Annotated in this window: 26 protein-coding genes; 11 read left to right on the top strand and 15 right to left on the bottom strand. The window is 63.0% G+C overall.

Features of this window, described 5'->3' with window-relative positions; translation table 11 throughout:
* Positions 1-193: 193 nt before the first annotated feature.
* The 3 genes from Q0877_RS05190 to Q0877_RS05200 all read left to right on the top strand — a co-directional run bounded on the left by Q0877_RS05190 (position 194) and on the right by Q0877_RS05200 (position 1,843).
* Positions 194-880, top strand: coding sequence for a DNA alkylation repair protein (locus Q0877_RS05190; protein WP_299166438.1), 687 nt, complete (start codon positions 194-196; stop codon positions 878-880).
* Between the two features lie 45 nt (positions 881-925).
* Positions 926-1,576 (top strand): maleylpyruvate isomerase family mycothiol-dependent enzyme, encoded by a 651-nt coding sequence (locus tag Q0877_RS05195; protein WP_299166266.1) that lies wholly within the window; start codon positions 926-928, stop codon positions 1,574-1,576.
* 81 nt (positions 1,577-1,657) lie between these two features.
* The gene (locus Q0877_RS05200; RefSeq protein ID WP_299166267.1) at positions 1,658-1,843 is read left to right on the top strand and encodes a PspC domain-containing protein; all 186 of its coding nucleotides are present in this window, start codon (positions 1,658-1,660) and stop codon (positions 1,841-1,843) included.
* Positions 1,844-1,862: 19 nt separating this feature from the next.
* Here Q0877_RS05200 and Q0877_RS05205 read toward each other — a convergent pair whose 3' ends face one another.
* The 4 genes from Q0877_RS05205 to Q0877_RS05220 are packed head-to-tail and all read right to left on the bottom strand — an operon-like array spanning position 1,863 to position 4,639.
* Positions 1,863-3,230, bottom strand: coding sequence for an aldehyde dehydrogenase family protein (locus Q0877_RS05205; protein ID WP_299166269.1), 1,368 nt, complete (start codon positions 3,228-3,230; stop codon positions 1,863-1,865).
* Complete coding sequence (locus tag Q0877_RS05210) at positions 3,227-4,078, bottom strand: SDR family NAD(P)-dependent oxidoreductase (protein ID WP_299166270.1); 852 nt, start codon at positions 4,076-4,078, stop codon at positions 3,227-3,229. The genes Q0877_RS05205 and Q0877_RS05210 overlap by 4 nt, the downstream gene beginning before the upstream one ends.
* Before the next feature lie 52 nt (positions 4,079-4,130).
* On the bottom strand, positions 4,131-4,391 hold the full coding sequence (locus tag Q0877_RS05215) for a Txe/YoeB family addiction module toxin (RefSeq protein WP_299166271.1): 261 nt from the start codon (positions 4,389-4,391) through the stop codon (positions 4,131-4,133).
* Entirely contained in the window at positions 4,388-4,639 is a 252-nt protein-coding gene (locus Q0877_RS05220; RefSeq protein ID WP_299166272.1) for a type II toxin-antitoxin system Phd/YefM family antitoxin, read from the bottom strand. Before Q0877_RS05220 ends, Q0877_RS05215 begins: the two co-directional genes overlap by 4 nt.
* Positions 4,640-4,752: 113 nt before the next feature.
* Between Q0877_RS05220 and Q0877_RS05225 the strand changes: the two genes are divergently transcribed.
* Both Q0877_RS05225 and Q0877_RS05230 read left to right on the top strand, forming a co-directional pair.
* Positions 4,753-5,544 carry a hypothetical protein gene (locus Q0877_RS05225; RefSeq protein WP_299166274.1) on the top strand — a complete coding sequence of 264 codons (792 nt, stop codon included), beginning with the start codon at positions 4,753-4,755 and terminating at the stop codon, positions 5,542-5,544.
* A complete protein-coding gene (locus Q0877_RS05230; RefSeq protein ID WP_299166275.1) occupies positions 5,544-5,975 on the top strand; it encodes a helix-turn-helix transcriptional regulator in 432 nt (143 codons plus the stop codon). The genes Q0877_RS05225 and Q0877_RS05230 overlap by 1 nt, the downstream gene beginning before the upstream one ends.
* On the opposite strand, the gene Q0877_RS05235 is transcribed toward Q0877_RS05230, so the two are convergent.
* Together Q0877_RS05235 and Q0877_RS05240 are read right to left on the bottom strand one after the other, a co-directional pair.
* Positions 5,972-6,955, bottom strand: coding sequence for a glycoside hydrolase family 43 protein (locus Q0877_RS05235; protein ID WP_299166276.1), 984 nt, complete (start codon positions 6,953-6,955; stop codon positions 5,972-5,974). The genes Q0877_RS05230 and Q0877_RS05235 overlap by 4 nt on opposite strands.
* A 64-nt stretch (positions 6,956-7,019) precedes the next feature.
* The gene (locus tag Q0877_RS05240) at positions 7,020-7,676 is read right to left on the bottom strand and encodes a TetR/AcrR family transcriptional regulator (RefSeq protein ID WP_299166277.1); all 657 of its coding nucleotides are present in this window, start codon (positions 7,674-7,676) and stop codon (positions 7,020-7,022) included.
* A 110-nt stretch (positions 7,677-7,786) separates the two neighbouring features.
* Here Q0877_RS05240 and Q0877_RS05245 point away from each other — a divergent pair, with 110 nt between their 5' ends.
* A complete protein-coding gene (locus Q0877_RS05245) occupies positions 7,787-8,440 on the top strand; it encodes a hypothetical protein (RefSeq protein WP_299166278.1) in 654 nt (217 codons plus the stop codon).
* Positions 8,441-8,538: 98 nt separating this feature from the next.
* Here the strand turns inward: Q0877_RS05245 and Q0877_RS05250 are convergent, their stop codons facing one another.
* The 5 genes from Q0877_RS05250 to Q0877_RS05270 form a co-directional block, all read right to left on the bottom strand.
* Positions 8,539-10,140, bottom strand: coding sequence for an alpha-amylase family glycosyl hydrolase (locus tag Q0877_RS05250; RefSeq protein WP_299166279.1), 1,602 nt, complete (start codon positions 10,138-10,140; stop codon positions 8,539-8,541).
* Positions 10,137-11,027 (bottom strand): carbohydrate ABC transporter permease, encoded by an 891-nt coding sequence (locus Q0877_RS05255; RefSeq protein ID WP_299166280.1) that lies wholly within the window; start codon positions 11,025-11,027, stop codon positions 10,137-10,139. Before Q0877_RS05255 ends, Q0877_RS05250 begins: the two co-directional genes overlap by 4 nt.
* On the bottom strand, positions 11,027-12,040 hold the full coding sequence (locus tag Q0877_RS05260; protein ID WP_299166281.1) for a carbohydrate ABC transporter permease: 1,014 nt from the start codon (positions 12,038-12,040) through the stop codon (positions 11,027-11,029). The genes Q0877_RS05255 and Q0877_RS05260 overlap by 1 nt, the downstream gene beginning before the upstream one ends.
* A gap of 84 nt (positions 12,041-12,124) precedes the next feature.
* Positions 12,125-13,453 carry an ABC transporter substrate-binding protein gene (locus Q0877_RS05265; protein WP_299166282.1) on the bottom strand — a complete coding sequence of 443 codons (1,329 nt, stop codon included), beginning with the start codon at positions 13,451-13,453 and terminating at the stop codon, positions 12,125-12,127.
* Between the two features lie 45 nt (positions 13,454-13,498).
* Complete coding sequence (locus Q0877_RS05270; RefSeq protein ID WP_299166283.1) at positions 13,499-14,476, bottom strand: LacI family DNA-binding transcriptional regulator; 978 nt, start codon at positions 14,474-14,476, stop codon at positions 13,499-13,501.
* A 416-nt stretch (positions 14,477-14,892) separates the two neighbouring features.
* Here Q0877_RS05270 and Q0877_RS05275 point away from each other — a divergent pair, with 416 nt between their 5' ends.
* Positions 14,893-16,131 (top strand): cobalamin-independent methionine synthase II family protein, encoded by a 1,239-nt coding sequence (locus Q0877_RS05275; protein ID WP_299166285.1) that lies wholly within the window; start codon positions 14,893-14,895, stop codon positions 16,129-16,131.
* 231 nt (positions 16,132-16,362) lie between these two features.
* Complete coding sequence (locus Q0877_RS05280) at positions 16,363-17,547, top strand: hypothetical protein (protein ID WP_299166286.1); 1,185 nt, start codon at positions 16,363-16,365, stop codon at positions 17,545-17,547.
* A gap of 50 nt (positions 17,548-17,597) precedes the next feature.
* Here the strand turns inward: Q0877_RS05280 and Q0877_RS05285 are convergent, their stop codons facing one another.
* The 4 genes from Q0877_RS05285 to Q0877_RS05300 form a co-directional block, all read right to left on the bottom strand.
* Positions 17,598-18,083, bottom strand: a complete 486-nt coding sequence (locus Q0877_RS05285) for a GNAT family N-acetyltransferase (protein WP_299166288.1) — start codon at positions 18,081-18,083, stop codon at positions 17,598-17,600.
* The gene (locus Q0877_RS05290) at positions 18,080-18,763 is read right to left on the bottom strand and encodes a DUF2306 domain-containing protein (RefSeq protein ID WP_299166289.1); all 684 of its coding nucleotides are present in this window, start codon (positions 18,761-18,763) and stop codon (positions 18,080-18,082) included. The genes Q0877_RS05285 and Q0877_RS05290 overlap by 4 nt, the downstream gene beginning before the upstream one ends.
* 100 nt (positions 18,764-18,863) lie before the next feature.
* Positions 18,864-19,124, bottom strand: a complete 261-nt coding sequence (locus Q0877_RS05295; protein ID WP_299166290.1) for a Txe/YoeB family addiction module toxin — start codon at positions 19,122-19,124, stop codon at positions 18,864-18,866.
* Positions 19,121-19,372, bottom strand: a complete 252-nt coding sequence (locus Q0877_RS05300; RefSeq protein WP_299166292.1) for a type II toxin-antitoxin system Phd/YefM family antitoxin — start codon at positions 19,370-19,372, stop codon at positions 19,121-19,123. The genes Q0877_RS05295 and Q0877_RS05300 overlap by 4 nt, the downstream gene beginning before the upstream one ends.
* A 202-nt stretch (positions 19,373-19,574) precedes the next feature.
* Between Q0877_RS05300 and Q0877_RS05305 the strand changes: the two genes are divergently transcribed.
* The 3 genes from Q0877_RS05305 to Q0877_RS05315 are packed head-to-tail and all read left to right on the top strand — an operon-like array spanning position 19,575 to position 23,499.
* A complete protein-coding gene (locus Q0877_RS05305; RefSeq protein ID WP_299166293.1) occupies positions 19,575-20,642 on the top strand; it encodes an extracellular solute-binding protein in 1,068 nt (355 codons plus the stop codon).
* The gene (locus tag Q0877_RS05310) at positions 20,639-21,682 is read left to right on the top strand and encodes an ABC transporter ATP-binding protein (RefSeq protein ID WP_299166295.1); all 1,044 of its coding nucleotides are present in this window, start codon (positions 20,639-20,641) and stop codon (positions 21,680-21,682) included. The genes Q0877_RS05305 and Q0877_RS05310 overlap by 4 nt, the downstream gene beginning before the upstream one ends.
* Complete coding sequence (locus Q0877_RS05315; RefSeq protein WP_367182130.1) at positions 21,679-23,499, top strand: ABC transporter permease; 1,821 nt, start codon at positions 21,679-21,681, stop codon at positions 23,497-23,499. Before Q0877_RS05310 ends, Q0877_RS05315 begins: the two co-directional genes overlap by 4 nt.
* The last annotated feature ends 3 nt before the right edge of the window (positions 23,500-23,502 follow it).

A 23,502-nucleotide genomic window follows, 5' to 3' on the forward strand; every position in this document is an offset into this window, starting at 1 on the left:
TCCCCCTGTTCGTATCGCGTGCCTCCCAGCGCGTATTGGGCCCGAGAAAGCGCGCCACTTCGGACGCATTCTCATCGTCTCAACGCAAGGGGGTCGGGATGAACCATCAAAAGGATGAAATCCAGTTGCTGGCCGGAGCCTATTCTGCCTACCCCTCGTATGCTGGAACCCGGACATGGGACAGGAGATTCAGATGGCTGGAACGGCGGCACCCCAGGTGTCGGTTGACGAGGTGATGGCAGAACTGGTCACGCTCGAGGACCCGAAGATCCGGGCGGTGAACGAACGGCACGGTGACGATTACGGCGTGAACCTCACCAAGCTGCGTGCTGTTGCCAAGCGCCTGAAGACGCAGCAGGACCTCGCGGAGGAGCTGTGGGAGACCGGTGACACGGCGGCGAAGCTGCTGGCGCTCCTGATCTGCCGTCCGAAGGAGTTCGGGCGTGATGAGTTGGACGCGATGTTGCGGAAGGCGCGCACGCCGAAGGTGCAGGACTGGCTCGTGAACTACGTTGTGAAGAAGTCGCCGCACGCAGAGGCACTGCGGGTTGTCTGGTTCGATGATCCGGATCCGGTGGTGGCGAGTGCCGGCTGGGCGCTGACTTCCGAGCGTGTAGTGAAAAAGCCTGAGGGGCTGGACCTTGGCGGCCTGCTCGACCTCATCGAGGCGCAGATGAAGGACGCTCCGGACCGCCTCCAGTGGGCCATGAACAACTGCCTGGCGCAGATAGGTATTGAGCACCCTGAGTATCGTGCCCGTGCTCTTGAGATTGGTGAGCGTCTGAAGGTGCTTGAGGATTATCCGACGTCGCCGGGTTGCACGTCTCCGTACGCGCCGATCTGGATCGGGGAGATGGTGCGGCGGCAAGCCGTCTCCTGAATTAGCCGGCGCATCCTCCCCTCGTCGCACTGGAAGCAAAGGCAAATGACAGAAGTATCGACCAACTCGTTATGGGAACTGGTGCAGGCCGAGCGTGCTGCCCTGGCGGAGGACCTCGAAGGCCTGACGCCGGAGCAGTGGCGCCACTCCACGCTGTGCGGGCGTTGGACCGTGGAGCAGGTGACAGCTCACCTCACGGCAGCGGCAAGCCTGGGCCGGTGGCGATGGTTGCGCAGCATGCTCGGTGCGGGCTTCCGCCCTCACGTGCACAACCAGCGCCGACTTGAGGAACACCAGGGCGACACCCCGGCAGCGACTCTGGATCGGTTCCGCGCCATCGTCGACAGCCGGATTGCGCCCACTTCTGACGTCGCCGCCTTCCTGGGCGAGGTTGTGGTGCACGCCCAAGACATCCGCCAGCCGCTGGGAATCGCTCGGGAACCCCGGGTTGACGCGCTGACTCCTCTGGCCGACTTCTTCGCGAGCCGCAACTTCACCGTCGACAGCCGGACGCTCGCCAAGGGACTGCAGTTAAGGGCCGACGACGGTCCCTTCTCTTCTGGGGAAGGTCCCCTGGTGTCGGGGTCAACACTCGCCCTGGTCATGACAATGGCTGGACGCTCCGCGTACCTGGATGAGCTTGATGGCCCCGGTGTTCAAATTCTGCGGTCTCGCCTTGCGAGCACCAACCGCTGAGCCGCCCGCTGGCCCGCCCTCGACCCTGAGCGCTGAGGAACGGGGTTCCCTCTGACCCGCCGGCGGCGTAGAGTCCTCCGCATGGCTGGCACACTGACTCGTCCCCGTAACGGCAAGCTCCTGGCTGGAGTCTGCGCGGCTATTGCTACCGGTTTCGGCTTGCCCAAGTGGCTCGTCCGGCTCGGCTTCATCATCTTCGGCCTGGTGGGCGTCGGCGAGCTGGTCTACATCATTCTGTGGATCGTGCTGCCCAAAGAAGGCCGCTGATCTCAAACAAGCCTAGGTATCAGAGCAGCCTGCGCAGCAGTTTCCGCTTGAGCGCGTCGAAGGGCGGGTAGGCAAGCCGGAGCGTGTCGACCACGGTGGGTTTGGAGAAGACCGGCTGCAGGTGGCTGAATGTGTTGAAGGACTGGCGGCCGTGGTAGCTGCCGGTGCCGCTTGCGCCCACACCACCGAACGGCAACCCGGGCACTGCGAGCTGGATGGTGCAGACGTTGTGCGCTATGCCGCCGGCCTGCACCCGCTGCGTGAAAGTCTCGAGGTGTTGCTCCTGGTCGCTGAAGAGGTAGGCAGCGAGGGGATGAGGCCGCTCGCCGATGAAGCGGATCGCCTCGTCGAGGTCCTCCACCTCGAGGATCGGCAGCAGCGGACCGAAGATCTCCTCCTGCATGAGCTCTGAGCCAGGATCGACGTCGCGCAGGATCGTTGGCTCGACGTACCGCTCGGATCGCTCATGCCTTCCACCCGCGACCACGGTGCCGTCGCCCAGAAGTTCTACCAGCCGATCGAAATGGTGTTCATTGATGATCCGCCCATAGTCGCCGGACGTCTGCGGATCAGCGCCATAGAACTCCCGGACGGCGGCTGAAAGTGCCTCTGCCAACGCGGGGGCGGCAGCCGGCGTCGTCAGGATGTAGTCCGGCGCCACGCACGTCTGGGCGGCGTTCATGAACTTGCCGAAGACAATCCGCCGGGCTGCGGCCTTGAGATCACCACCGACGACGACGGCGGGAGACTTCCCTCCCAGCTCCAGTGTCACCGGGGTGAGGTGCTCCGCGGCGGCTTTCATCACGATCTTCCCGACGCGTTCGCCGCCGGTGTAGAAGATGTGGTCGAACGGCTGGGCGAGGAGGTCCGTGCTGACGTCCACACCGCCTTCGACGACGGCCACTGCTGAAGGGTCGAGGTATTGCGGGACGAGCTCGGCGAGCACGCTCGAGGTGGCCAATGCCAGTTCGCTGGGCTTCAGGACCGCTGTGTTGCCGGCAGCGAGAGCACCGACCAGTGGTGCCAGAACCAGCTGCAGCGGATAGTTCCAGGGGCCGATGATGAGCACAGTGCCGAGCGGCCGGGCCTGGGTCCAGGCTCGAGCCGGTTGCAGGCCAAGCGGCACGGGGATTCTCGCCGGTGCCATCCAGCGGTCAAGATGCTTGAGCGCGTAATCCGTCTCCGCCCGGACCACGGCGATTTCGGAGAGGAAGGCCTCCGTGCGGCTCTTCCCCAGGTCTTTCTCAAGGGCATCGGTGAGCGCGTCTTCCCGTTCGGTGAGCAGCCGCAGCAGAGCCGTCAGCTGCCCGCGCCGCCAATCGGTCGGCCGCGTTACACCGGTGTGAAAGTACTGTTTGTGGTCTGCGAGCAGCTCGGCGGCGCTCATCGGCTGGTCTGCTCCTTGGCTGCGGGGGCTGAGCGCCCGGTGAAGTGGTCCATCGAGCTGTACACCTTGAAGACGCGGTCGGCGACGAAGTCCCAGGCCGGTTGCGGCAGGACGTTGCGGAGGGTTCCGGCGAGCTGGACGGTCCAGGGGAGCTGGACGCGTGCCTTGCCGGTCAACGTTGCGCGCCAGGCTTTGTCCACCACGTACTCCGGTTCCATGAGCGGGGTCAGTAGCGGCCCGCGGGCTCCCTCGAACATGCCGGTCTTGATGTAGCTGGGGATGAGGGTGGTGACGGCAATGGGGTGGCCGGTGGAAGCGAGTTCGAGGCGCAGGGAATCGCTCCAGCCGATGACGGCCCATTTCGACGCCGCGTACACGCTCATGCGCGGGACCGAGAGTGTGCCGGACGCGGACGCGACATTCAGGATCCGCGCGGGTGTTCCGCGTTCCATCAGCGCTGGCAGGAACGCACGGGTGACGTGCATGGGTCCGCCGGTATTGATCCGCAGGGTGAGATCAATGTCGGAGTGGTGGTCGTGTTCCCAGAAGTATTTCCCGCGCACAATCGCGGCGTTGTTGATCAGGACATCCGGAGCGCCGACGTCGTTCAGAACCGACTGGGCTGCGGTGGTGATCGACTCCACCGAGGCAACGTCGACCACATTGGTGTGAACCGTCGTCGTGCTTGTGGTGAGACCTGCCGCGACGGACTGGAGGGCGGTTTCGTCGATATCCCAGAGCACGACGGCAGCCGCCCCCTCGCGGGCGGCGCGTTCGGCATACAGCTTTCCCATGCCCATTCCGGCGCCGGTGATCAGGACGGTGCGTCCGCGGACGGTGAATGCCAAGGTGGGTTCCTCTCGCGTGGTGACCCGGAGGCCGGTTTGCAGCGATTATGGATCAGTAGTGGTCGCGCGCCTGCAACACGACGATGTGCGTGTCGGTCACAAGGTAGACGAGGCGATTCGCCTCGTCGATTCGTCTGGACCAGGCGCCCGACAAGATGTGCTTGAGTGGCTCGGGTTTGCCGGTGCCGGTGAACGGGTCCCGCAAGACCTCCTGAATCAGCAGATTGATTCGCTTCAGCGTCTTTCTGTCCTGGCCTTGCCAGTAGGTGTAGTCTTCCCACCCGTTTCGGTCGAATGCGAGCTGGCGGGTCACGCTTCGTCGAGCTCGTGAGTCTCGAACTCGCCGCGCCGGGCGCGGTCCAGGGACGCGAGCAGCCGCTCCGCACCTTTGGCATGCCTTAACAGGTAGGCAGTTTCGGTGATTGCGTCGTAGTCATCCTTGGACATGATGACGGCGTTGCCGTGCTTCGACACGACCTCGACCGGAGCATGGTCCTCGTTAACCTGCTGGATGAGTCCAAACAGGTTGCGTCGAGCGTCTGTTGCAGTGATTGCGGACATTGGCCAGCCCCTTCCTAGTGGTACATGAAAGCGTACCATTGCGCCGATCGAGAACGCTCTGCCTGTCGGCATCGATATACCCGATCAATTATCAGATCCGATACGATGACTGCATGGCTAACGACGAAGCGAACCACCTACTTAGCAATCCGAACGGTGCTGGCCCGACTCGCGAGCAGGACTACAGCGAGCCGCCCTTTGCGTTGTCTCCTGTGCGTAACGACCTGCATCCCGATCTTCAGGAGGTCCTCGAGTCAGCAGCCAAGCTCCAGCAACTTGTCCCCGACGCGGTGCTTGTTGGCGGCAGCGCCGCCGCCATATACGCCGGACACCGTGCTTCCTACGACCACGGTCACGTGCTCGCCGGGCTACGCCAGAATTTCGACGTCCTCCTCGACGCGCTGGAGACCGACGACGGCTGGGCGACTAACCGGGTCACCTACGGAAAGATCATCTTGGGTGAGCTCGGGGGCATCGAAACCGGTCTTCGGCAGTTGATTCGTCTCCGCCCACTCGAAGTGACAGAGGTGCAGCTCGCGTCCGGCGCCTCGGTCAGGGTCCCTACGCGGGATGAAACGCTGCGGATCAAAGCGTTCCTCATCACCCGCAGAAACCAGACGAGGGACTATCTGGACGTGGCGGCACTGGCCGAAACGATGGGGGTTGAGCATGCCGCCGAGGTTCTCAACGGCATGGACGAGTACTACGCCGACCAGAACCGGGACGGTGCGGCAGTGAGATCGCAGGTGGTTCGCCAACTATCCGCGCCCTCACCCAAGGATTCCCGGACCACTAAGCAGCTTGGCTCCTACAAAGGTTTGGTGAGTCGGTGGCAGGATTGGGGCGCCACGGTGGAGACCTGCCAGGCACTCGCCGAACAGATGGTTCTTCGAGGGGAGACGTGATGCTGAAGTTCCGCAACCTGACTATCGAACCTGACGCGCCCGTCGATCAGTGGGGGTTCGAGGGTCTGCTCGCAGCGGTCGAACGCGGCGACATCCGGGACTGGCACCGTATCGCGGAAGCCGTCACAGCGAGCCCTCGCGGGAAGGTCGCTGCAGAACTTAAGGAAGTACTGGCTACGACGGAAAGCCCGGCCATGTCTGCGCTGTTTTCGCGCATCCTCCTGCATTCAGTGCGGAACAGCGAGGATGCTGAGCGCCAGGAGGTCACGCAGGACCTTGCCGCGTACTTGACGCGCAGCGGTATGACTCGGGCGGAGTTCGCTCAGCAACTCGGGACGTCGCCGTCGAGGTTGTCCACTTATCTCACCGGGAAAGTGGTGCCGTCGGCGGTGATGATGGTCAGGGCGCGGAGGCTGGCCGAGCGCCGCTAGGGGGATGGTCGCCCCAACAACCGAGCGTGTTCCTCAGCGGTGATCGCCAGGAGCGATCCGTGTCGCGCACGCGGTGGCAGGACGGCGTCGTGCACGTGCTTCCACTGGCGCAGCTCCGGGTCAGCGGCTTCGAACAGGTGATAGCCGCTCAGCCCGAATTCGTCGATCAGCAGCAGCGGAGCTGAGCCATCGGAGGGCAGGACGACGGCGGGACCCTCGCCCTGCCGAATGTCGCCTTTGCCGGCGGCTACTACCCAGGGCTCAAAGTCGGGGTCGAGCAGGCTGCGGCCGCGTTCGATGAAGACGAAAGCATCCTCCTCGGGGCTGCCGGCCGGCCGGGAAGTCGCGGAGAAGCGGTACCACCAGTCACCCAAGTGCAGGAAGGTCACGTCGATGACGGACTTGCCGAGGTCCAGATACAGCACGGGGGCGCTGAAGCTGGTGAAGTCGGCGGTCTCGGTGACGAACATACGCTGGTAGTCACTGCCTTCCTCACCGGTGCCCGGGAGCGAGGATGCGAAGAACACCAGCCAGGCGTTGCGCTCCTCGGACCAGAAGGCCTTCGGTGCCCACGCGTTGCCTGCGTCCTCACGTGCGATCGGGATCAGCTGCGGGCCCGACCACGTGATGAGGTCATCGGACTCCCAGACGAGGATTGACCTGCTGCCGCGGTGCTCGGCGCGGTCCCAGTCGCCGTCGCTCGCCACTCGCAGGTCGGTGGCGAGGACAACGAACCTGTCGCGGGTGTGGTCGCGGAAGATGAAGGGGTCTCGGGCGCCGTGCTCGCCGACGTCGCTGGTCAGAATGGGTGCGCCGTCATTCAGTGGAGTCCAGTTCTTCGCATCCGGGCCGGTGTTCACGGCGAAGCGGACCTGCTCGCCGTCCTCCTCCGTCTCAGGCGTGAAGTAGGCGAAGAGCCAGCGCTGGGAGGCGTCGTCGTCGTTGGTTATGTCGGGGGAAGCGGGGCGAGGGGAAGTCACGCGAGACAGTCTTTCAGACGCTGATGAGCATACAATCTGGAACTGCTGCATCGGTGGTCATCTGTCAGCGCTGGAGGAGATCGCAGCACGCACCCGGCGCTCGTTGTCCCCGGCCATACAGCTTCGAGGTGAGCACGGCGTCGGCCGCCGCGTATAACGTCTCGGTTTCCGTCTGCGCGAACGAGTCCTCAGCGGGTAGCGCCCGCTCCAGTGAAAGGCCATTCAACACGGTTCCCAGAAAGCGCGCGCAGCGCGGAATGCCATCCTCGGGCAGTGCGGTCTCTCCGGCGAGTACGCGCAACCATTCCTCCATCCGGCTTTGAGCGTCGCGCTGTATTCCGAGATAGATCTCGCGGGTCGGTCCGGTCTGTTCGGCTGAAATGAAGGTGTTGGCCAGCAGGGTCATCGCTTCGCGCGCCTGGGGTCCGGTGCCGCCCATGGCTAATACCTGACGCAGGCACTCCACGAGCCGATCCCGGGCGGGGACGGAGGTGTCGCGGATGTTGTTCTCGGGCAGCAGCCAGTCATAAACGCGTCGCAGAACCTCGTCCCGCAGTCCCTGTTGGGTCGGAAAGTGATGACGCAGTGATCCGGTGCTGACCTCAGCTCGAGCCGCGACCGCACGGACACTCAGCCGTGCGGTCACGCCTTCTTCGGCGATGATGGCGGCGGCAGACCGAAGGATCCGCTCTCGTGTGGTCACCACCGGGTTGTCGTTCATTGCCACCCTCCATTCCTCCAATACAGCGTACTAGCCGCCGTGCTAGTGTTGAGAAATGTTCGACTAACACAGTGTGTTGGTCAGTCTCTGAATGTTGAGGAATCACTCAGATGTTCGACCAGTGGCGCCGTCGTCGTGCGGTGAAGCGCATCCAACCCGGCGACGGGAGTGCACTGCGACCATTCCGGTGGTGGCAGCTGCTGAGCAGGTCCCTGTTCCACCTCGATCTCGCCAGCCCCGCCGGCGGTCCAGTGCGGTACACGGTGGATGTTCGGCAGTGGAAGACCGACGAAAACGGGTACGTGTTGATGCATCTCTACCGGGACGGCCACCAGAACGCGGTCGCAAGGGCGCCCGCGTTCTTTCCGGTCGACGGCGGGGCGATCGAGGTTGCCGCCAGCAGCTTTGGGCTGAAGCGCTGTCACTACGTCACCAACGGGGGACTCGAGCATCAACTCGTCCCCGATTCCCGCTCTGCGGAGGGCCGCCGCGCCCGCTTCGAGCACCGCCGTCCGGTGCTCAGTCGAGTAGTGGGCGTGATCTCCATCGTTGCGCTGCTGGTGGGTGTGGTGCTGCTGCTTCACCAAATCGCCATACCGATCCTGCAGATTCCACCGATCGCCGAGCAGATCGGGCCGGTCGAGCCGATTATCCGTCTGCCACTGTGGCTGACCATCAGCCTCGGTCTGGCGGCGGCGATCGCGAGTACTGAGAGGGCCCTGCGTCTGCGGTACCACTGGTTCCTCGACGCTGCGGGGAACTGACGGGGCATCCTGCCTTTGAGGCATGTCGTCTCTGAAGGCTCGGTCTGCTAACTCGCCGCCTGGGCAGTGAGCTTGGTGCCACCGTCGTCTGCGAAGTACTAGTTTCTGAGAACCCAGGCCGCGGCGTCGGGTGGGAGGAGCCCCTCTGGGGTCAGTGGTGACGAGGCCAGCACCACGTTCCCGTCCGGAAGGTGGCACGCATCATCGCCCATGGCGACGGCGAGCAGGAACTGGTCTCCGCGCTCGCAGATCAGTAGCCCACCGTTCTCGACGCGCCAAGTGCCGCCGTCGTCGGCCGCGAGGATTTCTTTCTCACGGAGTTGCTTCCGCAATTCGAGGGCAGTGGTGACGAGGTGCAGGGTGGATCCGCTGTCATTCAGGTGCGCTTCCACGGACCGCGACCCCCACGCTTCCGGCGTCGGCAACCAGGGCGCCGGCGCTCCGGGGGAGGAGAAGCCGAAAGTGTCGCCCGAATCTACCGTCCAGGGCAGCGGGATGCGGGCGCCGTCGCGGGACACCCCGCCCCGGTGCCACATCGGATCCACCCGAGCGTCGAGCGGTACATCGACCTCGGGCAGGTTGAGTTCCTGGCCCTGGTAGATGTACGCGCCGCCGGGGAGCCCAAGGACGGCGAGCAGGCCGGCACGTGCTCGCATTGCTCCCCGCTCACCTCCGCCGAACCGTGTGACGGAGCGAACGATGTCGTGGTTCTCGAGAGCCCAGGTGGGAGCTGCCCCGTGCTCTCTGCGTGCTGCTTCTAGTTCGGTACCCACGGCTGCCCAAGCAGCGGCATTCCAACCCAGTTTCACGAAAGCGAACGCGAACGCCTGGTGCATCTCATCATGCCGCGTGTAACGGGCGGCGCGGTCCGGGTCAAGGTTCACCTCGCCGACGAGCACACGCTCCGGGGAGTATGAGTCGGCGACTCTGCGCCACCGCCGGTACACCTCGTGCACCTCCTCCTGGTCGGATACGTGGAGGTTGGAGCGCAGGCCGTCGACCACTGAGTCAGCGTTAGCGGCGTCAGGGAGCCCGTCAGCTTTGAAGAGCGCATGTGCGACGTCGATGCGAAGCCCGTCCACTCCCTTGTCGAACCAGAACCGCAGCACGTCCTCGAAGTAGTCGCCTACCGCCGGGTTGCGCCAGTTCCAGTCCGGTTGCTCCGGGGAAAAGAGGTGCAGGTACCATTCCTGGTCTGTGTCCGAGCCGGGGTTCACCCGGCTCCAGGCGCGACCGCCGAAGACACTCTGCCAGTTGTTCGGCGGGGTATCAGCATCGCGCCCCTTCGCGAAGTGGAACATCGCCCGCTCGGGAGAGCCGGGTCCGGCGGCGACCGCGGCTTGGAACAGGAGATGCTCGGAGGAGCAGTGGTTCGGCACCACGTCGAGGAAGATTCGGAGCCCCAGTGCGTGAGCTGCAGCGAGCAGTTCATCGAACTGCGCCATGGTTCCGAAGAGCGGATCGACGCCGCAGTAGTCGCTGACGTCGTAGCCCTGATCCACCTGCGGGGATGGCTGGAACGGTGTCATCCAGATGCCGTCCACACCGAGCGATGCGATGTACGGCAGGCGGGTCAGCAGGCCGGCGAGGTCGCCCACTCCATCGCCGTCGCCGTCCGCGAACGAGCGCGGATAAACCTGATAGATGACCGCGTCCTGCCACCAGCGGGGCTTCTGCCCTTCCTCCGTTGAGCCACTCATTTGGTGGCTCCCGAGGTGAGGCCTTCAACGATGCGCCGCTGGAAGATGAGCACCATGATGACCAGGGGAACGGTGACGATCACACCGGCTGCCATCTGCTCTCCGAAGGGCGCCTGAAACTCAGTGGCTCCGGTGAACTTCGAGATGGCGACCGTGGCGGTCTGGAGATTGGGATCGTTGATCATTGACAGCGCGATGATGAACTCGTTCCAGCTATGGATGAACGTGAGGATCGCCGTCGTGAAGACGCCTGGTGCAGCCAGCGGCAGCAGCACCTTTCGGAACGCCTGCCACTTCGTGCAGCCGTCGATCATCGCCGCTTCTTCCAGGTCAAAGGGCAGTGCCTTCATGAAGGTGGTGAGGTTCCAGACCGCGAGTGGGATGGCGAAGGACAGGTTGGGCACGATCATTGCCTGGTAGGTGTTGATCCATCCGATGTCGGTGAACAGACGCAGTAGAGGCACGACCACGGAGATACCGGGGAACATCGACGTCGCGATAATGACGCCGAGAATCACGGACTTGAACCGGAAGTTCAAGCGCGAGATGGCGTACGCCGCGAAGATGCCGAGCACCAGCGCTGCCGTGGTGGTGATGCCTGCGACGATCAAGCTGTTGACGAGGGCCCTGCCGAATAGCGTGGCGCCGTCGAACACCTTGATGTAGTTCTCGGCCGAGAACGGTTGGGGAATAGGACTGTTTTCAAAAATGTCTGCCGTGCGGCGGAAGCTGGAAACGAGCATCCAGTAGAACGGTGCAAGGCAGTAGACGAAGATCGCCGCGAGACCGACGTAGGTGAGGTAGGTTTTCCAACCGCGTCTTTTGAGCTTGCGCTGCGGGGCGTCGTCGGGTGTTTCCGTGGGTGTCAGAACGGGAATCTGGGTCATTAGAGGGCCTTTGCCTTCCGGGTGCGGCCGCCCTTGCGGAGGGTGCGCACCTCCTTGGTTCCGGCGACATCGGCGCCGAGCAGCTTCACGAAGACGATCGCAATGAGGGCCACATAGAGGAAGAGGATGATGGCGAACGCCGACGCCGATCCGTAGCGCAGCTGGTTCGACTCATCCCAGGCCAGCATGGAGAGGGTCTCCACGGATTGCTTGCCGGGGCCGATTAGCACGAAGGGAAGATCGAACATCCGCAGGGCATCAAGAAGCCGGAAGAGGACGGCGACAAGCAGCGTCGGCTTCACGAGCGGGAGCGTGATGGAGCCCAGTTGGCGCCACCAGCCGGCGCCGTCGATGCGGGCGGCCTCGTACACTTCCTCGGGGATGACCTGCATGCCGGCCAGGACGAGCAGCCCGATAAACGGTGCTGTCTTCCAGACTTCCGCGATGATTACCGCGGCCTTCGCCTGGAATCCCTCGGCGGTCCAAAGGATTTCACTTCCGATCAGGTGGTTGGCGATGCCGTCCGACTGGAAGATCCAGCGCCAGAGCAGGCCGGAGACGGCGGTGGGTATGGCCCACGGAATAAGGATGCTGGCTCGCAGCAGGCCGCGCCCCTTGAACGCCCGATTCATTGCCAAGGCGAGGCACAGGCCGAGCACCGTCTCAAGCGTGACGGTGGTGATGGTGAAGAAGGTGGTGTTGGCGAGCGCGTTCAGGAATCGGGCGCCGGATTCGCCGACGAACATATCGGTGTAGTTCGCGAGCCCGACGAAGCTCTCGCCCTCGGCGACGAACCCGTTTTCGTCCAGTCCGGATTCCTCGCGGAAGAGCGACTGGTAAAGGGCGGAAATGAGGGGGTAGGCAATGACCAGTGCCAGCACCAGCAGGGTGGGGGAGAGCAGCAGTGCCGCCATCCTCCCTTCGCCTGGGCTGCGGGTACCGGGCTTGCGCTTGCGGGGGAGCGGGCCGCCCGGAGCATGCGGGCGCGGGGGCGCCGGGGTACTGGTACTCATGGGGTCCTCACTGAGGGGGTTTCGTGGAAACGAGGCCGGGCCAGTGGCCGCCACACGTGCGTGCGACGGCCACCGCGCCGCCGACTATTCGGCTGACAGTTCTTCGAGCTTCGCCTGCATATCGGCGAGAGCCTGCTCGGGAGTCTTCTCTGCGGTGAGGGCGGCATAGGCCTCCTCCTGGATGGCAGTCGTCGTCGCGCCGTACTGGACTACCTTGGGACGCGGCTGCGCATTCTCGAGGGATTCGAGGAGCGTGGGATAGAACGGACGCTCTTCGACGACGGCCGGGTCCTCAAGGAGCGAGGGGTAGACGGGAGCACGTGAACTCTTGTCCAAGCGCGCCTTTGACTCTTCCTCGCTGGTGAAGAACTTGATGAAGTCGAGGGCCGTTGCCTTGTTCTCCGTGAAGGGTGACACTGCGAGGTTCCTGCCGCCGAGGGTGGAGACACCGGGGTTATCTCCGATGCCGGGAACGGCGCTGATACCGAATTTGTCGACGACGTCGCTGGAGCCGTCCGTCGCGGTGAGCGAGGAGTAGACGAAGGGCCAGTTGCGCAGGAAGACGAGCTCGCCTTCCTGGAAGGCGCGGCGGCCCTGCTCCTCGAGGTATGTGATGGCGTCACTGGGGACAAGCCCCTCGTCGAATGCTTCGGTGAGCTGAGTGAGGCCGGCGAGTGCTTCCGGAGTGTCTACTGTCGGGTTGCCCTCGGCGTCGAACACCTGGCCGCCGGCGGAACCGACGGCTTCGGTGAAGTTTACGGTCAGGGCTTCGTTCTTATCGAACTGCCCGGCGTAGCAGGACATGTCTGCAGCCTCGGGGAGGGCGAGCACCTTGTCGCATGCAGCCGTCATTTCCTCCCAGTTGGCAGGAGGAGCATCCACTCCGGCAGCCTCAAGGAGATCAGTACGGTAGTAGAGCAGGGCGCCGTCGGTGTAGTACGGGGCGCCGTACAACGTGTCGCGGTAGGACGCGGCCTCCACCGTCGCTGGAATCATCGATTCCGTCGGCAGAGCGTCTTCGGGCAGCGGCAGGATCCATCGGTTCGCGGCGAACTCCGAGGTCCAGACGACGTCGAGGTTCAGGACGCTGAAGGTATCGGACTCGATCTGGGCGTTCTGCACCAGTTGCTGGCGCTGTTGATCCGCGGAATCGGGCAGTTCGATGAACGTTACCTGCTCGTCCGGATGTTCCGCGTTCCACTTGTCGATGCTGTCCTGTGCGGCGCCGGAGGCGTCTCGGGACGAAACGTAGTTGATGGGTCCACGGCCTTCGAATGCAGCGGCTGCATCCTGCTGCTGTTCTGCCTCGCCGCCGGATTCATTGCTTCCGCCGCAGCCAGTGAGTGCGAGGGCGGAAATGGTCAGTGCTGCTGTTCCGAGGAGGATCTGCCGGGAATGGCGTCGTTGCCTCATATTTGTGCTCCTTACGAGTGGGGGACTGCTGGTTCTGGGTCGGTGTTACTGATGGCGTGGACTGGTGCTGCCGCGGGAAATGATGGAGTGCGGCATGATTCGCGGTCCGAGGTCACGGGCGCGCAGGATCTTGTTAACCGCCGTCTTGCCCATGTCTTCGAGGGGCTGAGCGACGGTGCTGAGGGGAGGGTGGACGTGCTGGGACGTTGAGGTGTTGTCGAAACCGAGCACCGAGACGTCATCTGGGACGCGCCGTCCTCGCTCCTGTAGTTCGTTGACGACGGCGGCGGCCATCTCGTCGCTCACGGCGAAGACTGCGGTGAGGTTCGGCTCCTGCCTGAGCAGGTCATCGAGGCCGGCGGCGCCGCTGTCGTAGAAGAAGGTTCCGTGTGCCACGACGGGCTTGCGGCCTGCCTCGTTCATAGCCCGTTCAAAACCGCGTTGCCTTGGATGGGCGACATAGATCGACGTCGGGTCCCCGGCGAGCAAACCGATCCGCTGATGCCCCAGGGACAGCAGGTGACGCGTCGCGTCGTAGGCAGCCCGCTCGTCGTCGATTGAGACGCTTGGGGAACCGGACCTGTCGCTGATTGCGACCGAAATGACCGGGATATTTGGGCCGAGGAGCTGTCGCATCTCCTGGGTGATGACCGCGGAGATCAGGATGACGCCAGCGGCCCGGTAGGTGCGCAGGGTTCGTAGGTAACCGTCGATGAAAACCGACTGTGATCCTGTCCGACCGAGCATGACGGCGTAGCCGTGCTCGCGGGCGGCTTCCTCGACGCCGCGCATAACCTCTGAAGCGAGCGCATCGGACACCATGGGGGCGAGGAGCCCGATCACCGAGGTCTGCCGCGTCTTAAGGCCACGGGCCATGAAGTCGGTTTCGTAGTTGAGGCGGAGCACGGCTTCCTCGACGCGCTGCCGCGTTTCCTCGGAGTATCCCAGGAGGCCGTTGACGACCCGCGAGACAGTGGCCGCCGATACACCGGCGTCCTTCGCAACGTCCCTGATAGTCGTCATAGTCCTCCTCCCGTGTCTGAGCGCAAACGGTTTACGTAAACGGTTTCGTGATCTGCGGCACCCACACTACGCAAACGTTTGCGTGATCCGTGAACGTTTAGTAAACGGTGCGCTGAAGGGAGGACTGAAAGGGCCGGTGAAGCGGCTTGTACGGAAGTGGCCGCCGATGGAAGTCGGGTCCATTACGTCACGTTTTCGTGAGCGACGGCGTTGCCGTCCATGATGGTGAATAGCCTCTCCGAATGGTGCTCAGTTTCGGCTGTGGAGGGGGCGTGCCTACGTTACCGGTGGATTTAGAGCCCTAAGCCACACCATCCAGAGCAGCTGAGAGACCTGCCTCCGTGACGCTGCAGCTTCCCCCGGATTTCCCTGTCCGGAAAGGTGCTAATGGTAGGACCGATGGAAGGAAAAGCTTCATGACACTTGATCGCATCCCCACCAGCCACGCGGGCTCACTGCCGCGCAGCCCCGAACTCATCGAGGCCAACGCCGCACGCACGTTCGCCGAGGACGGCTTCACCCTGGAGCGGACCCCCGAGTTCGAGGGCCTGCTCACCGCAGCGGTAATCGACCTGGTCCAGCGGCAGAAGGACCTCGGGATCACGATCCCGGGCGATGGCGAGTACGGGAAGGCGATGTCCAACGCGGTCGATTACGGCGCCTGGTGGACCTACAGCTTCCAGCGCACCGCGGGCCTCGAGCTGACGGACTTCAACCCGATCCTCGCAGAACCTGTCCGCAGCGAACCCGGCGCGATCAGGTTGACTTCTTTCGCCGACCGACGCGACTGGACCCGCTTTGCAGCGGCGTATCAGGATCCCGAAAGTGGCATTCAGATCGGCAAGAATGCCACTGCTTTCCCGTCCGCTACCGGGCCCATTTCGTATACGGGGCAGGAGGCGCTCGCCAGCGACATCGCGAACCTGAAGTCGGGGTTGGGCGCTGCGGGTATCCCGACCGGGTTCATTACGGCACTTTCGCCGGGATCAGCGAGCAGGATCGGCAACGACTACTACGCCACGGAGGAAGAGTTCATCTACGCATGGGCTGATGTCCTGCGCGAGGAGTACAAGGCGATCGTCGAAGCAGGGCTGATCGTGCAGATCGATGATCCCTCGATTGCCGAGAACTGGGACCAGATCAATCCGGAGCCCAGCGTCGAGGACTACCAGCGATTCACCCAAATCCGAGCCGAGGCGTTGAACTACGCCATTCGGGGGCTTCCCGAGGAGCAGGTCCGGCTGCACATCTGCTGGGGTTCCTGGCACGGTCCGCACACCACGGACATCGAGTTCAAGGACATCGTCGATCTGGTGCTGGGGATTAACGCCGGATCGTATTCCTTCGAGGCCGCGAACGCTCGCCATGAGCATGAGTGGGCGCTATGGCAGGATACGAACCTTCCGGCCGGGAAGGTGCTGGTTCCAGGCGTCGTCTCGCACGCGACCAACGTCGTCGAGCACCCCGAACTGGTTGCCCAGCGCATTGAACGCTTTGCTTCACTGGTCGGGCGGGAGAATGTCATTGCTTCCACCGACTGCGGTCTGGGCGGCAGGATTCATCCGCAGATTGCTGCCGCGAAGCTCGAGTCATTGGGACGCGGCGCGCAGATCGCAACGGACAGGCTCTTTGCCCGGTCAGCAACACTGATCTAGTAACCGAACGCACCCTGAGGTCCAGCGGCGACACGTCCTCATGTGTCGCCGCTGGGGCTCTTGACGTCTGCTCACAAGCCGTTCTCGGCGAAGTCTCAAGATGATGATCGCGAAGGTTGACCGGAAGTTTGATTGCTGTTCACACGCTCACAAGCGAACGTTTCTGCCGGGCAAGCAGGGTGGAGGTGAATGCCAACGAACCGCTCCCACCGAATCCTAGGAATCACCGCCGTGAAGAAGAGTATTGCACCGCTCGCTACAACCATCGCATTAGCGGCAGGGCTGGGCATCGCCGCCCCAGCCAGCGCCGCACCGGCCGAGCCGCAGGCGCCTGCGGCCCATGCCGAAGCACCGCACGCCATTGAGAACTATCCGTTGAGCATCGACTCCGGGTCCTGGGACGCCGGGCATATCCAGGGCATCGCGATCGACGAAAAGAACGGGTATGTCTATCATTCGTTCACGGACATGCTGGTCAAGACCGACCTCGAAGGCAACGTCGTCGGGACGGTCGAAGGGTTCACCGGCCACCTCGGGGATCTGGACTTCAACACGAAGGACGGCCGCGTCTACGGCTCGCTGGAGTACAAGGCCGAGAAATCCTTCTACATTGCGATCTTCGATGTCGACCAAATCACCGAGGTGGGCATGGACGCTGAGGACTCGGGCATCGTTACCGCTATCTATCTCGAGGAAGTTGTCGAGGACTATACCGCCGATATGAACGGTGACGGCCGGTTCGACGGCAACACCGGCAATACGGCGGACCACCGGTACGGTTCCAGCGGCATCGACGGTGTCTCCTTCGGCCCGGAGTTTGGAAAGAAGAACGGCAAGCAGCAACTGATGGTCGCTTACGGCGTCTACCGCAATAACGCGCGCTCCGACAACGACCACCAGGTGCTTTTGCAGTACGATATCTCCGGCTGGAAGAAGTACGAACGCCCACTGACTCAGGCTGACCCGCATACTTCCGGCCCCGCCGACGAGGACGCCAAATACTTTATCCATACCGGCAACACGCACTATGGTGTGCAGAACCTAAGCTACGACGACGACAGCAACCTCTGGTACATGGGTGTCTACCGTGGCAGCAAACCCGAGTACCCGAACCGGACTCTCTATGTGGTGGACGGGACCGCGGCGCCTCAGGAGCAAATCATCGAAGGGCAGTCCACCAAGGAAACCGGACTGGTGGTGCCTCTCCTGCAGCAGGGCCTGCACCACGAGCCCACGGGAATCTATGGTTGGGAATTCAAGTCCGACGTCGGCATCGAACCAATCGGCGACGGCTACTTCTACGTCGCCCGTGATTTTGATGACCACTCCAGCGGCCATAAGCAGGAAGCAGCCACACTGGTGCTCTACCGCTGGACTGGCGAGGGTGCCTCCGGATTCGAAAAGGTCGTTCGGTGAGGTGTCTGCCGAACCAGACGCGGCGTCGGGCTAAGCCTGGTATCCGTTTCTCAGTGCCTCAGATCACGCCCAAGGTAGACCGATCCCGGATCATCCGCGTAGTACCCGAAAGAGGGTACGGGTTGATAGCCGGCTGACAGGTACAGGTTCAACGCGGCGGGGTGTTGTTGGTTCGTCTCGAGGACCATGACGTTAACGCCGGCTGCCGCTGCTGATCGCTCCAGCCACTGCAACATGGCTCGGGAGTACCCGTTTCCTCTGTGAGCTTCCGCTACGTACATGCGTTTGAGTTCGGCGCGGCCGTCGTCGTGCAGTCGCCAGCCGCCGATGGCAATGGGGGTGCCGTCAAAGTAGCCGACGGCGAAGCCTCCTCTGGGCGGCGTGAACTGGTCCGCGTCGACTGGGGTGTCATCCCGGGAACCGTAGATACGTACGTACTCGTCCTGCAATCCTTCGATCAGCTTGGCCGCATCGGGTGAGTTGTATGGCATCGAAACGATCGAGATGCCGTTCGGCACAGCTCCGTTGGTGCTCATCCTGTCAAGGCGGGGGTGCGGCGCAGCCACCATTCGCCAGCGGCGACGTGCATCGAGAGGGCAAGCCAGAAGGCGATGCCGAACATCGTCGGGTCCGGTGTGGCTGGCGTTGTCCCTCCGGAGGCTGCCTGTTCGATGCCCTCGAAGATTCCGACCCAGATCCTGATGGTGCCAACGCCGATCCCGACGGCGAACGCACGGATCATCCAGCGGCGGTGCTGCGGTATATAACCGCGCCGGATGGCCAGAAACGCGAGCACGAGACAGGCCAGGAACCAGCAGCCGAACACTACAGTCGCAATGGACTCGGGAGCGCCTCCCCAGGCATGCGGGATGCCGAAGAGGAGTGCGAACAGTCCGGATAGAAGGGCGCAGGTAAGCAGTACCCGGCCGAGCCGCCGGTGTACGGCGTAGTGCCGGGTGCGGAAACGCCGCGACAGCTGCAGCGGCGCTCCCAGGAGGAAGACGATGCCCGGCGCGATATGGAGGTACGCAAGCCACGGGTAGGCGACGTACCGTTCGCTGAAGTCGTCGTCGGGTGTGGTTGCGGCGAGGATGTTCGGCCAGTCCGACGCCACACGGATCGCTGCGAAGACCAGCACAACGGTGACGAGCACGCCGATTGTTATTGCGGCACGACGCACGAGCCGCGGGCTTGCAGCCGCCAGCTTCTCCGCCACCAGCGGATCGTCGCACTATGTGGGTTGGGTGTCAATGGCCTGAATCAGTGGAGGTCGCCGGAATTTCTACTACCAGGCGCCTGGTCCGCGATGCTCCGGATCAGTAGTGGTCGCGCGCCTGCAACACGACGATGTGCGTGTCGGTCACAAGGTAGACGAGGCGATTCGCCTCATCGATTCGCCTGGACCAGGCGCTCGACAAGATGTGCTTGAGCGCCTCGGGTTTGCCGGTGCCGGTAAACGGGTCTCGCAAGACGTCCTGAATCAACAGATTGATTCGCTTCTGCGTCTTTCTGTCCTGGCCTTGCCAGTAGGTGTGGTCTTCCCACCCGTTCCGGTCGAATGCGAGCTGGCGACTCACGCCTCGTCGAGCTCGTGAGTTTCGAACTCGCCGCGCCGGGCGCGGTCCAGGGACGCGAGCAGCCGCTCCGCTCCTTTGGTATGCCGTAACAGGTAGGCAGTTTCGGTGATCGCGTCGTAGTCGTCCTTGGACATGATGACGGCGTTGCCGTGCTTCGACACGACCTCGACCGGAGCATGGTCCTCGTTGACCTGCTGGATGAGTCCGAACAGGTTGCGCCGAGCGTCTGTTGCAGTGATTGCGGACATTAGCCAGCCCCTTCTTAGTGGTACATGAAAGCGTACCACTTTGGTCGCATCGGTCGATCCTCGCGACTTGTCACCAGTCCACGCTCAGCGCTCCCACTGTTACCCTGCCGTTCAGGTAGCCTGTAGCAACAGTTCACCTTGGTCCGGGAACGTTGACGTCCCCTGACCCGGGACATTGCAACGCCAAGAAGGAGAACCAATCGTGAGAAAACCCCTGAGTGCCGTAACCCTAGCCATTAGTGCCGCATTCCTACTGACCTCGTGCGGCCAGGGTGACACCGCGGCGGAGGGTGATGGTTCCGCGGAGGCCGGCACGCTGGTCGTCTATACGAACTCAAACTCCGAAGGCCGTGGGGAGTGGCTGCAAGCGGAGGCGGCCGAGGCGGGATTCGACATCGAGATCGTCGGAGCCGGTGGAGCCGATGCCACGAACAAGCTCATCGCTGAGAAGAACAACCCGATCGCCGACGTCGTTTACGGGTTGAACAACGTCTATTACGAGCAACTGAAGAAGGAAGACGTTCTCGAGCCCTACACGCCGGAATGGTCCGGTGAGGTCGATGAATCGCTCGCCGATCCCGCGGAGGACAAGGCTTACTGGCCGCTCGTGCAACAGGCAATTGTCCTCGCCTATAACGCAGACACTATGAGCGCGGACGAAGCTCCGAAGGACTGGCCGGAACTGTGGACTGAGGACGAGTACAAGGACCGTTATGAGCGCGTCACCGGTATGGGCGCTGCTACAACGCAGCTCGTGATGGCAGGTATTCTCAGCCGGCACCGCGACGACAGCGGCGAGCTGGGCGTCAGCGAAGAGGGCTGGAGCCAGATCGAGCAGTACTTCAACAACGGCGTTCCGGCAGTGAAGGATCTTGACCTATTCGCCCGTTTCGCGGAGGGTGAGGTCGACCTCGGCCAGATGCCGTCGTCGTCCATTCCGGGCCGCGAGGAAGCCTATGACGTAACCTCCGGCGCCGTCGCACCGGAAATCGGCGTGCCGTACGCCATCGAGCAGGTCGCCGTCGTGAAGGGCACCGACCAGCAGGAACAGGCACAGGAGTTCATCGACTGGTTCGGCAGCGCCGAGGTGCAGGGGGCGTGGGCGCAGGAGTTCAACTCGCTGCCCGTCAACGAGAGCGCGCTGGAACAGGCCAAGCCCGAGGTCATCGAGTTCGACGAGCAGTTCACTCATCAGGACATCGACTGGACCTTTGTTGAAGAGAACCTGGCCGGTTGGGTTGAGAAGATCGAACTGGAATACATGCAGTGATTCGCTTCGACTCCATCCGGGTAACCTTCGACGGGTTCACCGCGATCCACAACCTCGACCTGCACGTCGAACCGGGGGAATTCTTCACCCTGCTCGGCCCGTCAGGCTGCGGCAAGACCACGGCGCTACGCACGCTCGCCGGGTTCGTCGATCCGTCCGCCGGCGACGTCTTCGTCGACGGCCGCCGCGTGACGACCGTGCCGAGCGACAAGCGGGAAGTGGGCATGGTCTTTCAGAACTACGCCCTCTTCCCGTCGATGAGCGTCTGGGAAAACATCGCGTTCGGCCTGAAGGTTCGTCGCACGTCCGGTGCAGAGCGGGATCGCCTCGTCGAGGATATGGCCGCCCGGGTGGAGTTGTCGGGGGATCAGCTGCATAAGAAAGTGTCGGAACTTTCGGGCGGGCAGCAGCAGCGCGTCGCGATCGCCCGTGCGCTTGTGCTCAAACCGAAGATCCTGCTGCTGGACGAGCCGCTTTCCAACCTGGATGCCAAGCTGCGCCATCAGCTCCGTGGTGAGCTCAAGGCCCTCCAGTCCGATTTCGGCATCACTACCGTCTACGTGACCCACGATCAGGACGAGGCCCTGACCATGAGCGACCGGATCGCGGTCTTCAACAAGGGCGAGGTTGAGCAAATTGGAACGCCGCAGGAGATTTACGATGCGTCGGCGAGTGAATTTGTCTGCAATTTCATCGGTGACTCCTCCTCGCTCACTCCCGCACTGATTCACCGTCTCAACGAATCAACCCCAGGATCTCCACTGGATCCCGCGCGGCTGTCCTATCTACGCGTGGAGAAGGCGGCACTGGATCTTCCGGGCCGGGACAGTCACATGCACGACGACGGCAGCGTCTCTGTGAGCGGCCGCATCACCGCCCGCAATTATCACGGCCAACACAGCCGCTACACGGTCCGAATGCACGATGCTGACGTCAAGGTCCTCGTGAAGGAAGACGGACGGCACGGCCTCACCCTCGGTGAGGAAGTGCGAGTGCGAATCAATCCGGCGCACGTGCTGCAGTACGCGGGGACGGCGTGACCGGCTCGACGCGCCGGATGCTGCGCTCACCCGCCGTCATCATCACCATGACGGTGCTGGTGTGGTTCATCGCGGCGTTTCTTCTGTGGCCGAATGCCAACCTGCTGATCCAGACATTCTTCCCTGATGGGCAGTTCAGCGGCCGCGCCGTCGAGAAGCTGTTGTCTTCCGAGCGCGCCATGACGTCGCTGGCCAACAGTTTCCTGCTGGCTGTGGCACTGGCCATAACGGTGAACGCCGTCGGAATCTTCATTGTGCTGGTGACCGAGTATTTCCATATCCGCGGCGCGAGGGTCCTCTGGTTGGGCTATGCAACGACGTTCATTTACGGCGGCATAGTCCTTGCCGCCGGGTACAAGTTCATTTACGGTGCGGACGGCATCGTGACGAAGTTCCTGGCGGGCTTCTTTCCGGACATGGACCGAAGCTGGTTCGAGGGGTTCTTCGCGGTCCTCGCCGTGATGACCTTCGCGACGACTACAAACCACATGCTCTTCCTGGGATCTGCTATCAGGAACGTCGATTACCAGACCGTGGAAGCGGCACGGAATTTGGGAGCGTCGCCCTGGACTATTCTGCGCCGGGTTGTTCTGCCCACGTTGAAGCCCACCATCTTCGCCGTGACGATTCTGTCCTTCCTCACCGGTCTGGGTGCGCTCAGTGCCCCGCAGGTACTCGGTGGCCAGGACTTCGAAACGATCACGCCGATGATCCTCACGTTCGCGAACAGCACGACGTCGCGGGACCTCGCCGCGCTGCTGGCCCTTGTCCTGGGCGTCGCGACGATTGCCATGCTCTCGGTCATGACCCGGCTCGAGCGCGGCGGTACGTATCACTCCGTGGCCAAGGTCGCCGCACCCTTGCAGAAGCAGCCCATCGGGCATCGCGGAGCGAACATCGCGGTGCACGTGGCGGCCTATCTCCTCTTCCTGATCTACGTCTTTCCCCTTGCGCTGGTTGTTCTGTATTCCTTCATGGACAGTGCGGCGATCAGCACCGGTGTGCTCACGCTCGACCGGTTCACGCTCGATAACTATGTTCGTGTGCTGTCACAGCAGTCCGCTTTAAAGCCGTTCATCGTCAGCATTGTGTACAGCGCGCTCGCGGCCATCATTTCGGTCGGTGGCCTGCTTTTCGTTACCCGGCTCATGCTCAAGTACCGCGGTTGGCTGATGAGCGGGCTGGAGTATCTGCTGCACATTCCCTGGATCCTGCCGGCCGCGATGATTGCCCTCGGGCTGCTCATTACCTATGACCGGCCGAATCCGCTGGTCGGCGGTTTCGTGCTCAGCGGTACGGTTGTGATTCTGCTGATTGCGTTCGTCATCGTGAAGGTTCCGTTCACCCTGCGGATGCTGAAGGCCGCGTTCTCGTCGGTCAACGGGTCGATGGAGGAAGCTGCTGCCATCATGGGGGCAGGAACTCTCTACACCTTCCGGCGAATCCTGCTGCCGGCAGTGCTGCCCGCGGCCGCGGCGGTGGCGGCGCTCAACTTCAACAACCTCCTCGATGACTATGACACCGCGGTCTTCCTGGCCCACCCCCTGTACCAGCCGCTGGGACTGCAGATCAAGGCAAATACCGACGGCGGAGCTTCAGTGGAAGCGATCGGCAACACCTTCGTCTATACCGTCCTGTTGATGTTGGTGATGGGAACTGTGATGTACCTGGTCTACGGCCGCTTGAACCGGACGCGGCGCTCTCCTCGGGCGCGCCGGGTGCCTTTGCAGCCTGTGGGTGGCAGCGCGGGTACGCCGAACACTGACATGCCGGGGACCGCGACGGTGGATGGTACTTCGTCGGCTCGGGTTCCCTGAGCC

The organism is uncultured Arthrobacter sp., from assembly GCF_947495145.1.
In the GTDB taxonomy this organism is placed as follows: Bacteria; Actinomycetota; Actinomycetes; order Actinomycetales; family Micrococcaceae; genus Arthrobacter_D.